The sequence below is a fragment of the Nesterenkonia aurantiaca genome, from assembly GCF_004364585.1.
GTDB classification, from domain to species: domain Bacteria; phylum Actinomycetota; class Actinomycetes; order Actinomycetales; family Micrococcaceae; genus Nesterenkonia; species Nesterenkonia aurantiaca.
On record NZ_SOAN01000002.1, the window covers coordinates 142,576 to 160,117 of the forward strand.

The window sequence follows — 17,542 nt, forward strand, 5'->3', positions numbered from 1 at the left end:
TGCGGTCCTGCGGTCCTGCAGTCCTGCGGCCCGGCAGCCCACCCGGAGAAGCCGGGCGGGCCGCCTCGGCTCAGACCTCGGCGGGCTGGCGCTGGTGGACTCGCGCGGAGTGCGCCAGCTTCACCGTCCAGGTCTCGCCCGGGGCCATGGTCTTCGGGGTGCCCTCGACGTTGACGTCGATCGGCTCCGCCGAACCCTCGGAGAGCTTGAGCTCCACCTCGTCGTGGTTGATCGAGACCACGATGGGCTGGTTGCGGTAGCGCATCCGGAAGGTCAGCGAGGGCAGCTCGTCGGGCAGCAGCGGGTGCAGCCAGAGTGCATCGGAGCGGGTCTCCACGCCGCCGTAGCAGCGCAGCACCATGTCCACGGTGCCGGCCATCGCGCCCAGGTGCACTCCCTCGCGGGTGGTCCCGCCCTGGGTGTCCGCGAGGTCAGCCTCCAGTGCCTCCTTGAACAGGTTCCAGGAGCCGGAACGGTCGAACCGGGCCGCCACCCAGCCGTGGACCAGCCGGGAGAGCGTGGAGCCGTGGGAGGACCGGGCCAGGTAATACTCGACCGTGCGGCCGAAGTCCTCCATGGAGAGCGTGTAGCCCATATGATCCAGGGTCTCCACGAGCTCATCGGCGGAGAAGATGTAGCACAGCATCAGCACGTCGGCCTGCTTGGAGAGCTTGTACCGGTTGGTCGAGTCGCCCTCGGCCTGCAGGATCAGGTCGAGCCGGCCGATGTTGCCGTACTTCGCGCGGTAGCCCTCCCAGTCGAACTCCTCCAGCGCCTCGTAGCCCTCGAACTGGCTGATCACGTTGTCCTCATGGAAGGGCACGTGCAGCCGCTTGGCGATGTGCTCCCAGTGGTCCAGCTCGTCTTCGAAGATGTCGAGCCATTCCGAGAGCGGGTCATCGCGGCCGTCGAGGTCGCGCACCAGCCGGGAGGTGTGGCGCAGCATCCAGGAGGTCAGCACGTTGGTGTACGCGTTGTCGCGCAGACCCGTGCCGGGCGCCTCGGCGGTGCCGTCGTGGTACTCGTCCGGGCCCATCACGCCGTCGATGCTGAACCGGTCGGCCTCGGCGTCGTAGGTCGTCATCGAGACGAAGAACCGGGAGATCTCCACCAGGATCTCGGCCCCATAGTCGGCCAGGAAGGTGTAGTCCTGCGTGGTCTCGAAGTACTGCAGCACCGAGTACGCGATGGCCAGCGAGACGTGGCGCTGGCGGTGGGAGTTGTCCGGCATCCACATCCCGGAGCGTGGGTTCCACAGCTCGGTGGGGGTCTCTTCGCGGCCGTCGGAGCCGGCCTGCCAGGGGAACATCGCGCCGTCGTAGCCCTCGCTGCGGGCCATCGAGCGGGCCTCGCTGAGTCGCCGGTAGCGGTAGAGCAGCAGCCCGCGGGTCAGCTCGGGACGGCGCAGCGTGAGCATCGGGTACATGAACATCTCGTCCCAGAAGAGATGCCCCCGGTAGCCCTCTCCGGTGAGTCCGCGCGCCGGAAGCGTCGCGTCCAGGTCATGGCGGGCGCCGAACGCGGTCTGCAGCACGTGGAAGGTGTGCAGGTTCAGCGCCATCTGCTGGCGGGAGGCGTTCTCCCCGATGGAGACCGCGAAGCGGTGCCAGAGCACGCCCCACATCTCCTCGTGGTAGGTGAGCATGGTGCGGAAGCTGGAGGCCCGCTGGACCTTCTTGACCGCGTTGTGCCAGACCGTGGAGATGGCCTGGTCGTGGGAGTTCGAGACCGCAGCGATCTTCTCCAGGATCACCGGCTTCCCGGATTCCAGCGCCAGCGAGATGTCGTGGCCGGCGACCAGTTCACCCTCGTGGATGGCGCGCCGCATCGGGTTGCTGGTTCCGGAGGTGGTCACCGAGGTGCGGGTCGCCAGGGCGATGCGCACCTCGGACTGGTTGGTCTGGGTCTCCAGCAGCACCGTCTCGCCGTCGACCTCGCGGGACTGCACCGGGTCCAGGTGGTTGCCGGCGAGCTCGCGGTCGGCGTCGACGTTGCGGTTGGCCACCCGCCCGTCGATCATCGAGCGCACATTGACGTTGCCGGACCAGTTCTCGGCCTCGATCTTCATCTCCAGCGCCGCGATCTGCACCCCGGCCAGGGACTGGAACTGGCGCATGGTGACCTTGGTCCGGCGCCCATGGAGGTCCTGATAGCGGGCGATCCGGGTGACCACGCCGCGGCGCATGTCGAGTTCCTGGTGGTAGTGGATCAGCTCGGGCGAGCCCGGCAGCAGCGGGGTGCCGGCATCCGGGGTCACCTGCAGGAAGGTCCAGTCCGGCACGTTGACCATGTGCTCGGTCTCGACGGTCTTGCCCATCAGGTCGGTCTTGAGCCGGTTGAACACCCCGGCGATGTAGCTGCCCGGATAGTGCGTGGCATCGGCCGCGGTGCCCGGGTAGTGCCCGCGGGTGCCCCAGTAGCCGTTGGCCATCGCCATCAGCACCTCGCGGGTGGGCTCCAGCTTCGGATCGAAGCCGTCGTAGGAGAGCACCCAGTCCGAGTGATAGGGGCGGGTGGTGCGGGTTGAGAGGTTCATCACGGCGAGATCGGTGACGACGACGTCGGCGCCGGCCTCCTTCAGCCGGGCCGGGTCCTGGCCGCGGTTGAGTCCCACGACCATCCCGAAGTCTCCGGCGCGTCCGGCCTGGACCCCTGAGGCCGCATCCTCGATCACGATCGTGTCCTGGGGCTCCACGCGCAGCAGCTCGGCTGCGTGGAGGAACATATGCGGGTTCGGCTTGCCGGGCAGGCCCAGCTCCAGCGCGTCGGAGCCGTCCACGATCACGGTGAACGCGTCGAGCAGCCCCGCGATGGTGAGCACCTCGCGGCCGTTGCGCGAGGAGGTCACCAGTGCGGTGGGGATTCCGTCCTTGCGCAGCTGTTCGATCAGCTCCACGGTGGTGTGGAAGACCTCCACGCCGTCCCGGGCGAGCACGGACTCGAAATAGCCCTGCTTGCGCGCCGCGAGCCCGTTGACGGTCAGCGAGTTGGGGGCGTCATCCGGCCTGCCCTCGGGCACGTCGAGGCCGCGCGCCTTCAGCAGCGAGCGCACCCCGTCCTCCCGGGGCCGGCCGTCGACGAAGTTCAGGTAGTCCTCTTCGGTGAACTCCGGCTGCGGGGAGCCGACGATCTCCGGCAGGGCGGTGTCGAAGAGTTCCTTCCATGCGCGCGTGTGCACCCCGGCGGTGTCGGTGACGACCCCGTCCATATCGAAGATCACGGCGCGGAAATGACGCAGCGCGTGGCGCTTGGCTTCAGCGCTGTGTCGGAACGGATTCTCAAAGGGGTGCATATCGGCCTCACGCGGAGATGGTTCTAAGGTCGGATGGCTGCCCAGGAACGGGTGCTGCTCCGTCTGGATACGGTGCCCCATCTTAGGTCTCTTGGGTTAACGATATACACCCGCCCGGTTACGACCTATGGCACAGGTCTCCTGCGCGGGGGTGCTAGCGTCGTGGTCATGGCGCGGCGAAGCAGCATCGAACTGACTTTTCGAGAGGTGGCGGGCTCCTCTCCGGACTCCTTCGTGGCCGCTGGCACGGTGGTGGACTGGATCGACAAGACCGCCTACGCCTGCGCCGCATCCTGGACCCGGACCGACTGCGTGACCTCCTATGTGGGCAATATGCACTTCACCGTGCCGGTCCCACGTGAGACACCTGTCACGGTGCAGGCCCGCGTGGTCCACACCGGGCGCACCTCGGTGCACATCCAGACCCGGGTGCTGATCCGTAAGGAGGAGGGCTGGGTGGTCTGCACCGAGTGCTTCATGATCTACGTGGCGGTGGGCGACGACGGAGAGCCCGCCGCCGCCGCCGGGTTCGAGCCGCAGACCGAGCTGGAGCGACGGAGAGACCTCGACGCCTCCCAGCGGATGGTCTACCGGCGGCAGATGGAGGAGACCATCCGGTCGCTGCCTGAGGGAATGGGCAGCTCCGAGGCGCTGACCCTGCGCTTCCTGGCCGACACCGATGAGCGCTACCCCGACGGGAAGATCCGTGGCGGCGCGGTGATGAAGTGGATCGATAAGACCGCCGAGATCTGCGCCGAGCGCTACAGCGGCCATGAGGTCGCCGCGGTGCTCACCGGCGGGGTCCGGTTCTACCGCCCGGTGACCGTCGGGGACCTGGTGGAGGTCGATGCCCGGCTGGTGCTCACCGGCTCCAAGTCCATGCACGTGCTGGTCCGGGTCCGCGCCGGGGACCGCCGGGTGAAACACCCTGATGTGGTGGCCTACGGGCTTCCGGTGATGGTCGCTCCGGACGGCACTGGTTCCGCCCGGCCGATCGCACCCTGGGAGCCGATCACCGATGAGGACCATGCGGTGGCGGCTCAGGCGCGCAAGCTGCGTGACCTGCGCAACGCCACCCTGCTGACGCCGAGCCCGATCACCTCACAGAACTGACCCCGTCACTTCACGGAACTAAGCTGGTACGCGATGACTCAGCCTCCGCAGAACCCCTATGGCCACGATCCGCGCTACCCGGCGCCCGATGTCTATGGCCCGGGGGCCGGCCTCTACGGCCAGCCCCCGCAGCAGCATGCCCAGCCCGCGTACCCCTACGGCGAGCCGCCACAGCCCGGCCCGCCGCAGCCCGGCCCGCCGGACCAGCACGGCTGGCCGCCAGCCTCGCTCCCGCCGCGCAAGCGGCAGCGCGACTCGGAACCCGGCCGGTTCGTCTGGGGCGATCTCATCGCGGTGCTGGCCTATGTGGTCGTGATGCTGGTCGGCGGCGTGAGCCTGCTGGCCCTGGTCCCGCCGTTCTCCACGATGCTGGGCTCCGGGGTCGAGCAGCAGGAGCAGCAGGCGCTGTTCCTGCTCAACGTCATCGGCTACGGCGTGATGGTGGTCATCGCGCTCGCGCTCTCTGCGAAGGCCCTGTGGCGCTCGGTGCGCGCCTTCGGTCACCTGTGGTGGCTGAAGCTGCTGTTGGTGCCCGTGGCCTGGGTGGGCACGCTGATCCTCACCGCGCTGCTGGTGCTGGGCCTGGGCGGGGAGCCGGAGACCTCGGAGAACCAGCTCGCGATCGAGTCGATGCTGGCCTTCGTGCCGTTCCTGGCCGCGGTGTTGGTGATGGGGCTGCTGGGCCCCTATGTGGAGGAGTACTTCTTCCGCCACCTGCTCATCGGCAAGCTCTCCCGGTATATCAATATCTGGATCTGCGGCGTCATCTCGGTGATCACCTTCCCGCTGCTGCACTTCATCCCGGCCCTGGTGCTGATGCTGGCCGACCCCAGCGCTCCCACGGATCTGACGGTGATCTCGGTGGTGCCCTATGTGGTGATGGGCTCGGTGTTCACCCTGGCCTATATCCTCACCGGGCGCTCGCTGATCTATGCCTGGTTGCTGCATGCCTTCAACAACGTCATGGCCCTGGTGATGGCCTACTTCGTCCAGCCCCAACTTGAGCAGTTTCTCGAGGACAGCGGCATCGACGACGTCGGTGGCCTGGTTGCGCACACCGGTGCGGTGCTGCGCGTGCTCACCGAGACCACCCTGGCGCTGACCGGCGGCAAGTGAACCAGCAGCACCCCTGATGCCGTCAACACCTGAGTCTGCGCCCGCGCGCGATCCGCGACCGTTGGGTCGCCAGATCCTGGCGCTGGCGGTCCCCGCCCTCGGGGCGCTGGTGGCCGAGCCGCTGTTCCTGCTGGCGGACACCGCGATCATCGGGCGGCTCGGCGTCGAGGAGCTCGCGGGCGCGGCGCTGGGCATCACCGTGATGCACACCGTCACCGGGCTGATGATCTTCCTGGCGTACTCGACCACCCCGGCGGTGGCGCGCTTCGTCGGCGCCGGTCGGCTCTCCCGGGCGCTCGCCGCGGGCCGCGACGGGCTCTGGCTTGCGGTGATGCTCGGAGCGGTGCTGGCCTTCGCTGGACTGGCCTTCGGTGAGCAGCTGCTGCTGTCCATGGGCAGCTCCGGAGGGATGCAGGTCCACGCCTGGAGCTACCTGCTCTGGTCGCTGCCAGGGGTCCCGGCGATCCTGCTGGTCTTCGCCGCCGTCGGGATGCTGCGCGGGCTCCAGGACACCAAGACCCCGCTGGTCGTGGCCGCTGTGGGCTTCGGCGCGAACATCGTGCTGAACCTGATCCTGGTGCACCCGCTGGGGCTGGGCACCGCCGGCGCCGCCATCGGCACCTCGATCGCCCAGTGGGGGATGGCGATCACCTACCTGGTGATGCTCCTGCCCAGGATGCGCGCCGCCGGAGTGCCCCTGGGAGTGGACCCGATCGCGCTGCGCCAGGCGGCCAGCGTCGGCTCCTGGATGATGCTGCGCACGGTCTCGCTGCGCGCCGCCATCGTGGCCACGGTCCTGGTCGCCACCGATCTGGGGACTCACACCCTCGCCGCGCACCAGGTGGCCTTCACCATCTTCTCCACCCTGGCCTTCGTGCTCGACGCCCTGGCGATCGCGGCGCAGGCGCTCATCGGCAAGGAGCTCGGCGCCTCCCGGGTGAGTCAGGCCAAGGCGATGACCCGCACGATGATCCGTTGGGGCCTGGGGTTCGGCGTGATCACCGGTGGGCTGATCGCGCTGGCCGCCCCGTTCGCTCCGGTGCTGTTCACCCCGGATGAGCGGGTCGCCGCCGGGATCACCGCCGCGCTGCTCGTGATGGCGGTGGCTCAGCCGCTCGCCGGTTTCGTGTTCGTGCTCGACGGGGTGCTCATGGGCGCCGGGGATGTGCGCTATCTCGCCGTCGCCGGCCTGGTCAACCTCGCGGTGTACCTCCCGCTGCTCTGGTGGATCGCAGGCGCCGGGTTCACCGGAGCCGAGGCGATCGTGTGGCTCTGGTCCGGGTTCGCGGTGGTCTTCATGGGCGCCCGCGGGGTCACGCTCGGGGTCCGCGCCTACGGGGAACGCTGGATGGTTCCCGGGGAACACCGTTGAGCCGCCGCTGGGCAGTGCCGCTGGGCGGCTGCTGGACAGCACCGCGGAACACCCGCCGGGCGGGCCCCTGGTTGGGTCGGCCCTCCGGGCCGCAGCGGTAGACTCTGTTGCGTGCCTGTGAAGAAGATCCCCGCCGCCACCGCCGAAGAGCTGACCCGCCCGGTCTGGCTGCGCGCGGTCATCACCGTCGTCTTCGCCGTGGTCGCGATCTTCTGGCAGGGAGAGACCGTCACCCTGCTGAAGTTCTCGATCGCCGGGTACTTCGTGCTCGGTGCCACGGCCGTCTGGGACTACGCCAAGGTCGAGGCGGTGCCGATCACATTGCGCGGACCGCTGGCCATGGGCTCCGCGGCGTGGGTGCTCTCAGGAGTGGCCGTGATCTTCGTGGACACCGCCGCCGCGGCCGCCGTGGTGGCAGCCATCGGATTCGCCGCGATGGGTGCAGCCGAGCTCGTCGGGGGCTTCCGGGCACGGCGTGACTTCGTGCCGGCTCGGGACCAGATCGTCCTGGGCGCCGTGGGCCTGCTCACCGCGCTCGGTCTCGCGATCGGGCTCCAGCTGGACCCGCATGGGATTCTCGGAGTCGCCGGCATGGGCGTGGTCATCATGGCGGTGGTGCTCTTGATCAGCGGTTCCGGGCTGCTCCACGACGCCAGGCGGGGGCGCGCCTCGACTCGTTGAGTCGCTGAATCGGCGCCGGTCTACTACAGCACGTAGAATTGTCCATAGGGCCCTGCGCCGCAGGCGCGGGCCGGAACAGACCACACACCGATGCTCAGGAACGAGGAACTCCCAGTGGCTGAAGACGATAAGGGGCGCCGTTCTCTGCTCGAGACGGTCAAGGCCCCGCTGATCTTCTCCTTCGCCATGGGATTCGTGGCGGGCTTCGTGACGCTGATCACGTCCTCCGGCGGCACCGACAACCCGGCACGGCTGGACCTGGGGCTGATCGCGTTCGGGATCGGCTTCATCGCGACGCTGCTGATCATCTCGATGCTGCACCTGGCTTCGCGGGAGAACCCGGAGCAGCTCGCCGAGGGCTCGGGCGTGAATCGGAACTCCGAGGAGCTCTACCGCCAGCAGGTGGCGACGCGCCGCGAGGCGGCCCGGCGCAAGAAGGCCGATGAAGCGGCCAAGGCCCGGCGCGAGGCCGGGGGGCCTGAGGGCGACGACGAGCCCACCTACGGGCGCCGCAACGACCGCGACTGATCTGCGCATCAGAACCTTGGGCGCTGAACCTTGGTGTTGTTCACCTCGGTGACCTGATCTCGAGCTGCCTGCACCTGGACTTGCACAACCCCGACATGCAGAACCCGGACCGGCTGAATCTGGTGCAGCAGCACCAGCCTCAGCCGACCCGGGTTCTACCTGTCCTGACCGATAGGTACGTCACAGCCTCCTGTTTTCCGTGACGGCCCCTCGGTCCAGCGGTTATTTCTTGGCCTTCTTCTCCTTCTTCAGCTTCTTGGCCGATTTCTTCTCGCGCTTCTCCATCAGCTCATCGCGCATCCGGTCCCTGAACTCCTTGGCCGCGACGGCGGACTGAGAGGTGGGCACTTCGATCTGTGCCGCCTTCTCGGCCGCGCTCGGCTTGACCAGTCGCGGACTGTCCAGCGTGTCCGTATGAGCGTCCATGTGCCGCGTCGAGGGCCCTGCGGGGGCTGTCGCCTCAGGTGTGCTGGAGAAGGTCCTGCGGTGCGCCGCCTGACGGGCCCGGTAAGCCCGTACATGAGCGCGGTTGGCGCAGTTGCCGAAGTCGCAGAACAACCGGGAGCGATTCCGTGTGAGGTCGATGATGACCGCATCGCAGCCTTCGCCCTTGCAGGTTCGCATTCGCGCCGTCTCATCGCGCACCACCAGGTGCTGGATGGCGGTGGCCACGCTGGCTGTCATCACATCTGCGAGCTCCTTCGACGCCGGCACCGGTTCAGCGCGGTATTCACCGTCTGAACCGCGGGCGACCCTGAGTCCCACACCGTGCAGGAGCTCGTTGAGCACCCGCACCGGGGCGTCGGACTCGATCGGGGCCGCGCTCCAGATCCGCTGAACCTTTTCCCGCAGGTCCTGCACCTTCTCCAGCTGCGTGCGATCAGCACCAGACGGTGGCCAGCGCATGTCTGGAGCTCGCGCACTCAGATACTCCTTGAGCTGCGTCACCGTCGTAAGCTGGTCCAGTCCGGGTGTGGCGCTGCGCAGTCCCACACTGGTGTTGACCAGGTCGGCTGCCGCTACGAGGGTTCGGTCAGTATCTACATCGAACATGCATCTCCTCTCCCGAGGTCATAGCACCCGTCCGAGATCCGCGGCCTCGCGGGGGCGGGCGCTGGTGTGCGGCTAATGCTAGTCCATCGCGGGTGCAGATCTCAGGTCCGAGCGACCGCTCAGCCGTCAGGGGTGAACCGTCGCTGCAGCCTGGAGAGCGAGGCTTCGATCCCGCGGCCGTTGCGGGAGTAGACCTTCGAGGCCGTCAGGGCCGCACGTACCGGTCGGAACTGAGTGCGCGCGTCGTAGGACTCGGTGACCACGGTATGGTCCATGCCCGGCTCCGATGCGGCCATCTCCCAGCGCCACCGGTGCCCCGTGGGCTGGACCCACTCCAGCACGCCGGGCCGCTGCGCCGTCGGCGGCTGTGCGATCGAGACCCGCAGCCGCAGTCGATAAGGGATGCCGAAGACGCGCATCCGGACGCTGAACCGATCACCGGTGCTCAGCCTGTGCGGTCCGGTGGCCTGGTTCTGCACGGTGCCCGACCCGTCGATCTCATGGTGCCGATGCGGATCGGCGACCAGCGCGAAGATCTCCTGCGCCGGGGCGGCGACCTCGGCGCTGAAGGCCACCACGTGCTTGCCCAGGTCCACTCGCTGAGGTGGACGCGGGGCGTCTCGAGGTCCGGAGGGGGCAGGCGTCGGTATGCTCATGGGCGCCAAGTCTAGGCCGAGCGGCCGGAGGCGGACGGTCCGTCCGCTGGGAGTTCACCGCGCCAGCTTGCAAGAAGACCCACCTGCGGCAAGGCTTGGGTAGTGACCCGATCCCCATCCACCCATGGCATGGCCCGCCGGCTCGCGGCGCAGGCCGCGGTGGAGGAGGCCTCCCATCCTGCCGAGACCACCCGGTCCCAGGCCGAGACCCAGGCCCGGCTTCAGGTGCTCATCGAGTCCCGCGCGATCTGGTGCGCCATCGGTGGTGCGCTCATCGGGCTGGGGCTGGGATTCATCGTGTTCACCGACCACCGACCTCCGCTGGCCGGGGACGGGTCCATCCAGGTCTTCGGCTCCATCGTCGGCGGGGTCACCGCAGGGCTCGCCTTCCTGCTGGGCTTCTCGCTGAACACCCGGTTGGCGAACATCTGGCTGGGGCAGCGACCACGCATCCGCCAGGTGATGGACACCCTGGCGCTGCTGGTGGTGCATTCCTCGATCGCCGTGATGGTCGCGCTGGGCCTCTTCCGGGTCTTCCAGGAGGCGTTCATCGGGCTGACCGTGGACTATATCGCTGGCGCGGTGCTGCTCGCCATCGTGGGCGGGACCTCCGGCTATTTCAGCTTCAACTCCGGGGCGCGGATCAATGCGTTCACCCTCTCCACGCTGTTGGCGCTGTTCACCGCCTCCGGGGTGCTGGTCTCGATGATCTTCGCCGAGAACCCGTTCTGGTGGCACGTGATGTTCTCCGAACTGGGCACCGGCCAGGCGGGACTGACCTCCTTCTGGACCTTCAACACCACGCTGGTGGTCTCCGGAACGATCATCACCACCCTGACGGCGTTCATCACCCGTGATCTGGAGATCTGGTCCGATCACATCACCGGCACTCGTGCGGAGGCGCTGGAGCAGCGGCAGGCGGGACGCCGCCGCGGAAACGGCAGCCTGCCCCTGGTCGCGCGGATCAGCGCTGGGTTGAGTCGCCGCGTCTCCAGGCCGCGGATCGGCATGATCCGCGCGGTGATGATCAGCATGGGCGTCTGCCTCGCCGGGGTCGGGCTGGTGCCGATCAGCCTGCACCATGACATCCATGTGCTCTTCACCGCCGGCTTCGGGCTGTCCTTCCTGATCCTGCTGATCGGGATGCCGTACCTGCTGCCTGGTTTCCCGCGCACCTTCTACCTGATCAGCTACCTGGCTGCCGCGGCCGTGGTCGGTGCCGCGGCGCTGTGGGAGCCCATCGGCTACTACAACCTGACTTCCCTGGAGCTCATCGGCGCCGCTGTCCTGTTCTCCTGGATGGTCGTGTTCATCCGAAACATCGCCGCCCTGGTCGCCCAACTGAAAGGTCCCCTCTCATGATGCGAGCCGCCGTTGTAGGGTCCGGTCCCAATGGGCTGACCGCCGCCTGCCTGCTGGCCCAGGCCGGCTGGGAGGTCACCGTCTACGAGGCGGCCGACGCTCCCGGCGGTGCGATGCGTTCGGCGGAGCTGTTCGCCGGGGAGCTCGGTGCGGTGGGCTCGGGAGGTGCGGTGCCCGGTGGGGAGGGCGTGATCAGCGACCTGGGAGCCAGCGTGTTCCCCTTCGGCCCGCCACCGGTCCCCGGTCTGGCCCGGCACGGCCTGGAGTACCTGCACCCTCCGATCCCCGCGGCCCATGGGCTCGACGACGGCGCCGCACCGGCCCTGCTGCACTCCTCGGTGCGGGCCACCGCGGAGGGGCTGGGTCCCGACGGCGCCGCCTGGACCAGGGTCTTCGGTCCGGTGGCGCGGGACTGGGACCAGGTGCTGCGCGCCGGAATGACCCCGATCACCGCGCCGTGGTCCAATCTGCAGTCCGACAGTGCCGCGCGTCGGCTGCAGTCCCTGGCGCAGATCGGGGTCCGCGGCGCCTGGCCCTCGACCTGGTTGCAGCAGATCTTCGCCCAGGCACCGGCGAAGGCGCTCTTCGCCGGACTCGCCGCGCATGCCACCACGGATCTGCGCCGACCCTTGACCTCGGCATTCGGGCTGCTGCTGGGTGCCGCCGCGCAGGTCAACGGCTGGCCGGTGGCCCGCGGCGGCTCTGGTGCGGTGGTGCGCGCGCTGGTGGCGGAGCTGGAGTCCCATGGCGGCAGGGTGCTCACCGGCCGCAGGATCACCGGGTTGGATGATCTGCGCGAACCCGGGAGAGCCGGCGTCTCCGGCCATGTCCCTGACGCGGTGCTGCTGGACCTGACCCCGGCGCAGCTGCGCAGCTTCGGCGGGCTGCGACTGCCACGCGGATACTCACGGGCGCTGCGCCGGTGGAACTACGGCACCGGCATCGTGAAGGTCGACTATCTGCTGGAAGGTCCGATCCCGTGGCGACATGAGTCAATGGGCCGGGCCGGCACGGTCCACCTCGGCGGCGGAGCTCGGCAGATGGCGACCGCAGAGGCCGCCGCGGTGCGCGGCACCCTGCCTGGGCGGCCCTATGTGCTGCTGGCCCAGCCCAGTGTGGCGGATCCTTCCCGGACCCCGGATGAGCGCACCGTGGCCTGGGCCTACGCCCATGTCCCCGGCGGGCTCGGCGGTCCCGCGTCGGCCCGCGTGGTGAGGATGATCGAGGCCGAGATCGAGGCCCAGGCCCCTGGATTCGGCGGCTCCGTCCAGGCCCGGAAGCTGTGGAGCCCCGCGGCCCTGCAGGAGTGGAACCCCAACCTGGTGGGTGGTTCGATCAGCGCCGGCGCCCCGACGCTGCGGCAGTTCCTGGCCCGCCCAGCGCTGCGCGCCGACCCCTACCGGGTGCCGCGGGCCGGGGATGCGGCGCCGGGCACCCCCGAGGGCGTCCCGCACGGTCCGATCGACGGGGCGCAGGGCCCCGAGGTCTACCTCTGCTCCGCCGCCACGCCTCCGGGAGGGGGAGCTCACGGCATGGCCGGGTTCCACGCCGCCCAATCGGTGCTGCGCCGGCACTGAGCCCGGCGCCGCACTGAGCCCGGCGCCGCCGGGGTCAGAATCCGCTGAACGCCAGCAGCCCGGCGACCACCATCATGATGGCGCCGACGAAGATGTCGAGCACCTGCCAGGTGCGCGGCCGGTTCAGCCACTTGGAGAGCACCGCGCCGCCGAGGGCCAGCGAGCTGAACCAGAGGATCGAGGCGATCACGGCGCCTGCCGCGAAGAGCCAGCGCTGATCCCCGAAGGTGTTGGCCATGGTGCCCAGCACCACCATGGTGTCCACCCAGGCGTGCGGATTCAGGATGCTCACGCTGAGCCCGGTGGCAGCGATCGATGAGATCCGGGTGACCTGGACCTGCTGCGCCTGCTTCAGGGCGGTGCCGCCCGAGCCGGAGGGGGAGGGGGCGTCGTCGTCCTGGCTGGAGAGCTCGACATGGACCCCGGGCTTCAGCGCCTGCCCCGCGCGGCGGGCGGAGCGGAAGGAGCGGTAGGCGAACCAGGTCAGATAGGACACGCCCAGCCAGCGCAGCACCTCCATCAGCCAGGGCGCATGATCGAGCACCGCCCCGACGCCGGCGGTGCCCAGTGCGATCAGCGCGATGTCGCCGAAGACGCAGCAGGCCACCGCCAGCAGCACGCGGTCGCGGCGCAGGCCCTGGCGCAGCAGCCAGGCGCTCTGCGGGCCGATCGCGACGATGAGGGCCAGGCAGGTCAGGAGTCCGGTGAGCAGGATGGTCATGACTCCATCGTGGGCCCCGCACCACCATCCGCACCAGCTCATGATCCTTCACTATCTGAAGCAACGCTTCATATTTGAGCGGTAGCCTTGGGGCATGAACACTGATCACCTGCGGGCCTTCGTCGCGGCGGTGGATGAGGGGACCTTCGATGCCGCCGCCGCGCTGCTGCAGATCTCCGGCTCCGCCTTCTCCCAGCGGATCAAGGCACTGGAGCGGGAGGTGGGCCACGTGCTCGTCACCCGCACCGTCCCGGTGGTGCCCACCGAATCCGGGGCGGAGCTGCTGCGAATCGCGCGGCAGACCGTGATGCTCGAAGACGAGGCGCGGCGCAGCCTGGGTTTCCATCGGATTCCCGGGGAGGCGGCCCCGACGGTGACCCTCTCGGTGGCCGTGAACGCAGATTCCCTGGCCAGCTGGTTCCTGCGGGTGCTGCAGGAGGCCGCCACCTGGGACGACGTGGAGCTGCACTTCTATGCGGAGGACCAGGAGCACACCCATGAGCTGCTCCGCAACGGCACCGTGGCGGCGGCGGTGGCCGAGAATCCCGCACCGGTCTCCGGGTGTCGCTCCACCGTGCTGGGCGTCATGCGCTACTGGCCGGTGGCCAGCACCGAGCTGCTGGACCGGCACCGGTCGCCCTCCGGAACGGTGGACTGGCATCGGGTCCCGCTGGTGGAATACGGCATCCGCGATTCGCTCCAGCGCGCCGGGCTGCGCCGACTGGGCGTCACCGGGACTCCGGCGACGCATATGGTCCCCTCGGTGGAGGCCTATAACGCGGCCGTGGGCTACGGTCTGGGCTGGGGGATGATTCCGGAGTCGATGATGCCGCCCGGGGTGATGGAGGGAACTCACCGTGATCTGGCGATCGTCGAGGAGATCGGGCTGCAGGAGACCACGCTGCACTGGCAGCACTGGTCCAGCACCACCTCCGCGATGGACCGACTGAGTGCGGCGGTACACCGGGCTGCCGCGCGGATGCGCTGAGCGCCGCGTCGGATGCCCCGCTCGGCGCGGCGTGGGCTGCTCGGCACTGGACCGCTCGGCACTGGACCGCGCGGCATTGGACCGCGCGGCACGGCGACGGTGGACCAAGAAATCTCCAAGTCCTTCAAATTTTGAGGAATGGAGTGGGAAACGCCGGTGTTGCACCAGCCATGACCATCAGCACAGAGCGCCACAGCGACCAGTTCGAACTCGGCCTGCACACCTTCGGGGACGTCACCAAGACCCTCGACGGCGAGCAGGACGTGCCGCAGCCCCAGGTGCTGCGCAATGTCCTGGCAGAGGCCAAGATGGCCGACGCCTCGGGGGTCGACGTGATCGGCATCGGCGAACACCACCGCCCCGACTACGCCATCTCGGCACCCGATGTGGTGCTCTCCGCGATCGGCGCGGCCACGGAGCGAATCAAGCTCACCTCCGCCGTCACCGTGCTCTCCTCCGATGACCCGGTCCGGGTCTACCAGCGCTTCGCCACCATCGACGGGCTCACCAACGGTCGCGCCGAGGTCTCCCTGGGCCGCGGCTCGTTCATCGAGTCCTACCCGCTCTTCGGCTACGACCTCTCCGACTACGAGCAGCTCTTCGAGGAGAAGGTCGAGCTGTTCAACCGGCTGCGCTCCGAGGGCCCGATCAGCTGGCAGGGCAAGACCCGTGGCTCGCTGAAGAACCAGGAGATCTACCCCAAGACCGATCACGAGCACGGACTGCCTACCTGGATCGCCGTGGGCGGCACCCCCAATTCGGTGGTCCGGGCCGCCCGTCACGGGCTCGGCCTGGAGCTGGCGATCATCGGCGGAGCTCCGGAGCGCTTCCGGCCGCTGGCCCAGCTCTACCAGAAGGCGCTCGATGAGTTTGGTCACAGCGGCGACCGCCGGATCGCGGTGCACTCCCACGGATTCGTGGCACCCACCGACGAGGAGGCGCTGGACGTCTTCTACCCCTCCTGGGCCGAGTCGATGGCGAAGCTCGGCCGCGAGCGCGGCTGGGGCAACGGCCACCCCTCCCGGGCGCAGTTCGAGCAGGAGGTCCACCAGGGAGCCCTATATGTAGGCTCTCCCGAGACGGTGGCCAGGAAGATCGCACGGACCCAGAAGCTGCTGGGCAACAGCCGCTTCGGCATGAAGTACGGCAATGCCAGCCTGGCCCACGAGCACATGATGAGCGCCGTCGAGCTCTATGGCACCCAGGTCAAGCCCCTGGTGCTGGACATGCTCAGCGACTCCTGAGCGCGTCCCGAGGTGGTGTCAGCGCCCCCTGGGCGCGCGGATACCACCTCGGAACTGGGCGGTACGGTGGTTCCATGGCAGCGCAGGAGACGCACGAGGATGCGGATGAGAAGCCCGGCACCGGAACGGCCCCAGGACAGCAGGACACCCAGAACCAGGGACAGGTCGATCAGTACCCCGAGACAGACCTCCCGGTCCGCGACGGCAGCATCGTGGTCTACTCCGATCCAGGACGCACCTCGCTTCTGGTGCGCAAGATGCTGCAACAGCCCCAGCGCGGCCGCCGTGCCGGCTGGGCCCGCGGGGCCGAGGTCACCCAGGAGCAGGTGCTGATCCCGCTGCGCGAAGACGCCACGCTCGACCTGGTGGTGGCCAAGCGCTGGGCCCGGGAGTCTGAGGCCGATATGACGGTGATCGTCACCGAGATCCCGCGCATGGCCGGTGAGCGGCCCAAGACCGCGGAGCTGCATTTTTCGGAGCGGCTCGCGATCATCTCGCTGCCCGCGCTGGGGCCGGCCTTCATCAGGCACTCGCTGCGCCGGGAGCTGCACCGGGTGGTCACCGCCCTGCTGAACGAGTCCGTGGACGCTGCGCGCCAGTACGGCGGGTACTACGCACACGTCGAGGAGCAGAAGGGCGACGACACGTTCTTCATCTCCCCGGGGATGCTCTTCCCCGGTCGGCTGTGGATGACCCTGGGAATGGTCGCGGCCAACGAGCCGCTCTGGTCCCTGCCCAAACTCTCCGGCGTCTTCGCCGCCGCGGCCGCCACCGGGGCCTTCGGCATCTTCTTCACCACGATCTGGGAGATGGCGAACTTCCTGCCGCACTGGCGCCTTGCCATCGTCTCGGTGACCGCCGTCAGCATCGTCAGCGCCTGGCTGATCATCAGCAATCGGCTCTGGGACCGGTCCGCCGTCGTCGGGGGCGCCCGAGAAGCCGCGATGTACAACATCTCCACCGTGGTGAGCCTGCTGGCCAGCGTCACCGCGCTCTACCTGGTGCTCTTCAGCTCGATCCTGGTGGTCGGGCTGCTGCTGATCGAACCTGGGTACATGGCTGAGATCCTGGGGGAGGGCACCGGGTTCATGAACTATGTGGAGATCGCCTGGCTCTCGGCGTCGCTGGGCACCTTCGCCGGCGCCATCGGGGCGAACTTCGATGACAGCGTGGACCTGAAGAACCTCACCCAGGGATCCCGCGAGCTGCAGCGCTACCCCAAGGACGCCGAGCAGCGCTGAGGCCTGCTGGTCTGGTCCGGCTAGCCGAGGAAGGTCAGTCCCCAGATCGCGAGCAGGCCGAACCCGGCGCCCCAGAGGATCACCGAGACCAGCATCCAGGCCATGACTGCGTGCCGTGATGCGCCGAAGGAGACCATCAGCGGGGCGGTGAACTGGCTGGGCAGCGCGAGCGGCCCCAGGATCGAGACCCCCGGCACGCCGAAGCGATCGAAGATCCTGCGGACCTTCTCGCGCTTGGCAGACTTCTCCGGGTCCATCTGCTGCGGGCGCTTGTGCAGGACCGCGGTGCGCACCCAGTGGGCGACGTAGACGACCAGGATCAGCGAGAGCATGTTCCCGATGACGGCGGCGAGGATCGCCACGGCCGGGTTCATCCCGGCGAGGATCCCGATCGGGGCGCCGAAGAAGGACTCCACAAAGGGAATGGCAGAGACCAGGATGACCCCAAGCCACTGCAGCGCCGGGGGCATGCCCTGGGTCCACTCCTGCAGGCCCAGGACCCAGTTGTCCTCGCCGGTGGTGGAGGCGAGCTCTGTGGCAAGTGTGAGTGATTCAAGCATTGCTCCATTATTTCGCAGGACCGCCCGCGTCACGTCAG

At 68.7% G+C, this 17,542-nt stretch carries 15 protein-coding genes; 10 read left to right on the plus strand and 5 right to left on the minus strand.

Annotation, left to right across the window (positions count from 1 at the left end; translation table 11 throughout):
• Positions 1-70: 70 nt before the first annotated feature.
• A complete protein-coding gene (locus EV640_RS03665) occupies positions 71-3,373 on the minus strand; it encodes a beta-phosphoglucomutase family hydrolase (protein WP_235181064.1) in 3,303 nt (1,100 codons plus the stop codon).
• Between the two features lie 87 nt (positions 3,374-3,460).
• Here EV640_RS03665 and EV640_RS03670 point away from each other — a divergent pair, with 87 nt between their 5' ends.
• The 5 genes from EV640_RS03670 to EV640_RS13690 all read left to right on the plus strand — a co-directional run bounded on the left by EV640_RS03670 (position 3,461) and on the right by EV640_RS13690 (position 8,102).
• A complete protein-coding gene (locus EV640_RS03670) occupies positions 3,461-4,405 on the plus strand; it encodes an acyl-CoA thioesterase (RefSeq protein WP_161634824.1) in 945 nt (314 codons plus the stop codon).
• Positions 4,406-4,438: 33 nt separating this feature from the next.
• Positions 4,439-5,521 (plus strand): CPBP family intramembrane glutamic endopeptidase, encoded by a 1,083-nt coding sequence (locus tag EV640_RS03675; protein WP_051501278.1) that lies wholly within the window; start codon positions 4,439-4,441, stop codon positions 5,519-5,521.
• A gap of 16 nt (positions 5,522-5,537) precedes the next feature.
• Positions 5,538-6,893 (plus strand): MATE family efflux transporter, encoded by a 1,356-nt coding sequence (locus EV640_RS03680; protein WP_036476218.1) that lies wholly within the window; start codon positions 5,538-5,540, stop codon positions 6,891-6,893.
• 111 nt (positions 6,894-7,004) lie between these two features.
• Complete coding sequence (locus EV640_RS03685; RefSeq protein ID WP_051501277.1) at positions 7,005-7,574, plus strand: hypothetical protein; 570 nt, start codon at positions 7,005-7,007, stop codon at positions 7,572-7,574.
• Between the two features lie 114 nt (positions 7,575-7,688).
• Entirely contained in the window at positions 7,689-8,102 is a 414-nt protein-coding gene (locus tag EV640_RS13690) for a hypothetical protein (RefSeq protein WP_200869321.1), read from the plus strand.
• A gap of 222 nt (positions 8,103-8,324) precedes the next feature.
• Here EV640_RS13690 and EV640_RS03695 read toward each other — a convergent pair whose 3' ends face one another.
• The gene (locus EV640_RS03695) at positions 8,325-9,155 is read right to left on the minus strand and encodes a CGNR zinc finger domain-containing protein (RefSeq protein WP_051501276.1); all 831 of its coding nucleotides are present in this window, start codon (positions 9,153-9,155) and stop codon (positions 8,325-8,327) included.
• A gap of 119 nt (positions 9,156-9,274) precedes the next feature.
• A complete protein-coding gene (locus tag EV640_RS03700; RefSeq protein WP_084479623.1) occupies positions 9,275-9,811 on the minus strand; it encodes an SRPBCC family protein in 537 nt (178 codons plus the stop codon).
• Positions 9,812-9,913: 102 nt separating this feature from the next.
• On the opposite strand from EV640_RS03700, the gene EV640_RS03705 reads away from it, so the two are divergent.
• Positions 9,914-11,173, plus strand: coding sequence for a hypothetical protein (locus tag EV640_RS03705; protein ID WP_133725839.1), 1,260 nt, complete (start codon positions 9,914-9,916; stop codon positions 11,171-11,173).
• The gene (locus EV640_RS03710) at positions 11,170-12,750 is read left to right on the plus strand and encodes a phytoene desaturase family protein (protein ID WP_133725840.1); all 1,581 of its coding nucleotides are present in this window, start codon (positions 11,170-11,172) and stop codon (positions 12,748-12,750) included. Before EV640_RS03705 ends, EV640_RS03710 begins: the two co-directional genes overlap by 4 nt.
• 34 nt (positions 12,751-12,784) lie before the next feature.
• Here EV640_RS03710 and EV640_RS03715 read toward each other — a convergent pair whose 3' ends face one another.
• A complete protein-coding gene (locus EV640_RS03715) occupies positions 12,785-13,471 on the minus strand; it encodes a LysE/ArgO family amino acid transporter (RefSeq protein WP_036476208.1) in 687 nt (228 codons plus the stop codon).
• Positions 13,472-13,565: 94 nt separating this feature from the next.
• On the opposite strand from EV640_RS03715, the gene EV640_RS03720 reads away from it, so the two are divergent.
• From EV640_RS03720 to EV640_RS03730, 3 genes are all read left to right on the plus strand, one after another.
• The gene (locus tag EV640_RS03720; protein ID WP_133725841.1) at positions 13,566-14,459 is read left to right on the plus strand and encodes an ArgP/LysG family DNA-binding transcriptional regulator; all 894 of its coding nucleotides are present in this window, start codon (positions 13,566-13,568) and stop codon (positions 14,457-14,459) included.
• A gap of 170 nt (positions 14,460-14,629) precedes the next feature.
• Positions 14,630-15,703: an LLM class flavin-dependent oxidoreductase gene (locus tag EV640_RS03725; protein ID WP_133725842.1), complete on the plus strand. Its 1,074-nt coding sequence runs from the start codon at positions 14,630-14,632 to the stop codon at positions 15,701-15,703.
• Between the two features lie 74 nt (positions 15,704-15,777).
• On the plus strand, positions 15,778-16,944 hold the full coding sequence (locus EV640_RS03730; protein ID WP_133725843.1) for a hypothetical protein: 1,167 nt from the start codon (positions 15,778-15,780) through the stop codon (positions 16,942-16,944).
• A 20-nt stretch (positions 16,945-16,964) separates the two neighbouring features.
• On the opposite strand, the gene EV640_RS03735 is transcribed toward EV640_RS03730, so the two are convergent.
• Entirely contained in the window at positions 16,965-17,504 is a 540-nt protein-coding gene (locus tag EV640_RS03735) for a small multi-drug export protein (RefSeq protein WP_133725844.1), read from the minus strand.
• Between the last annotated feature and the right edge of the window lie 38 nt (positions 17,505-17,542).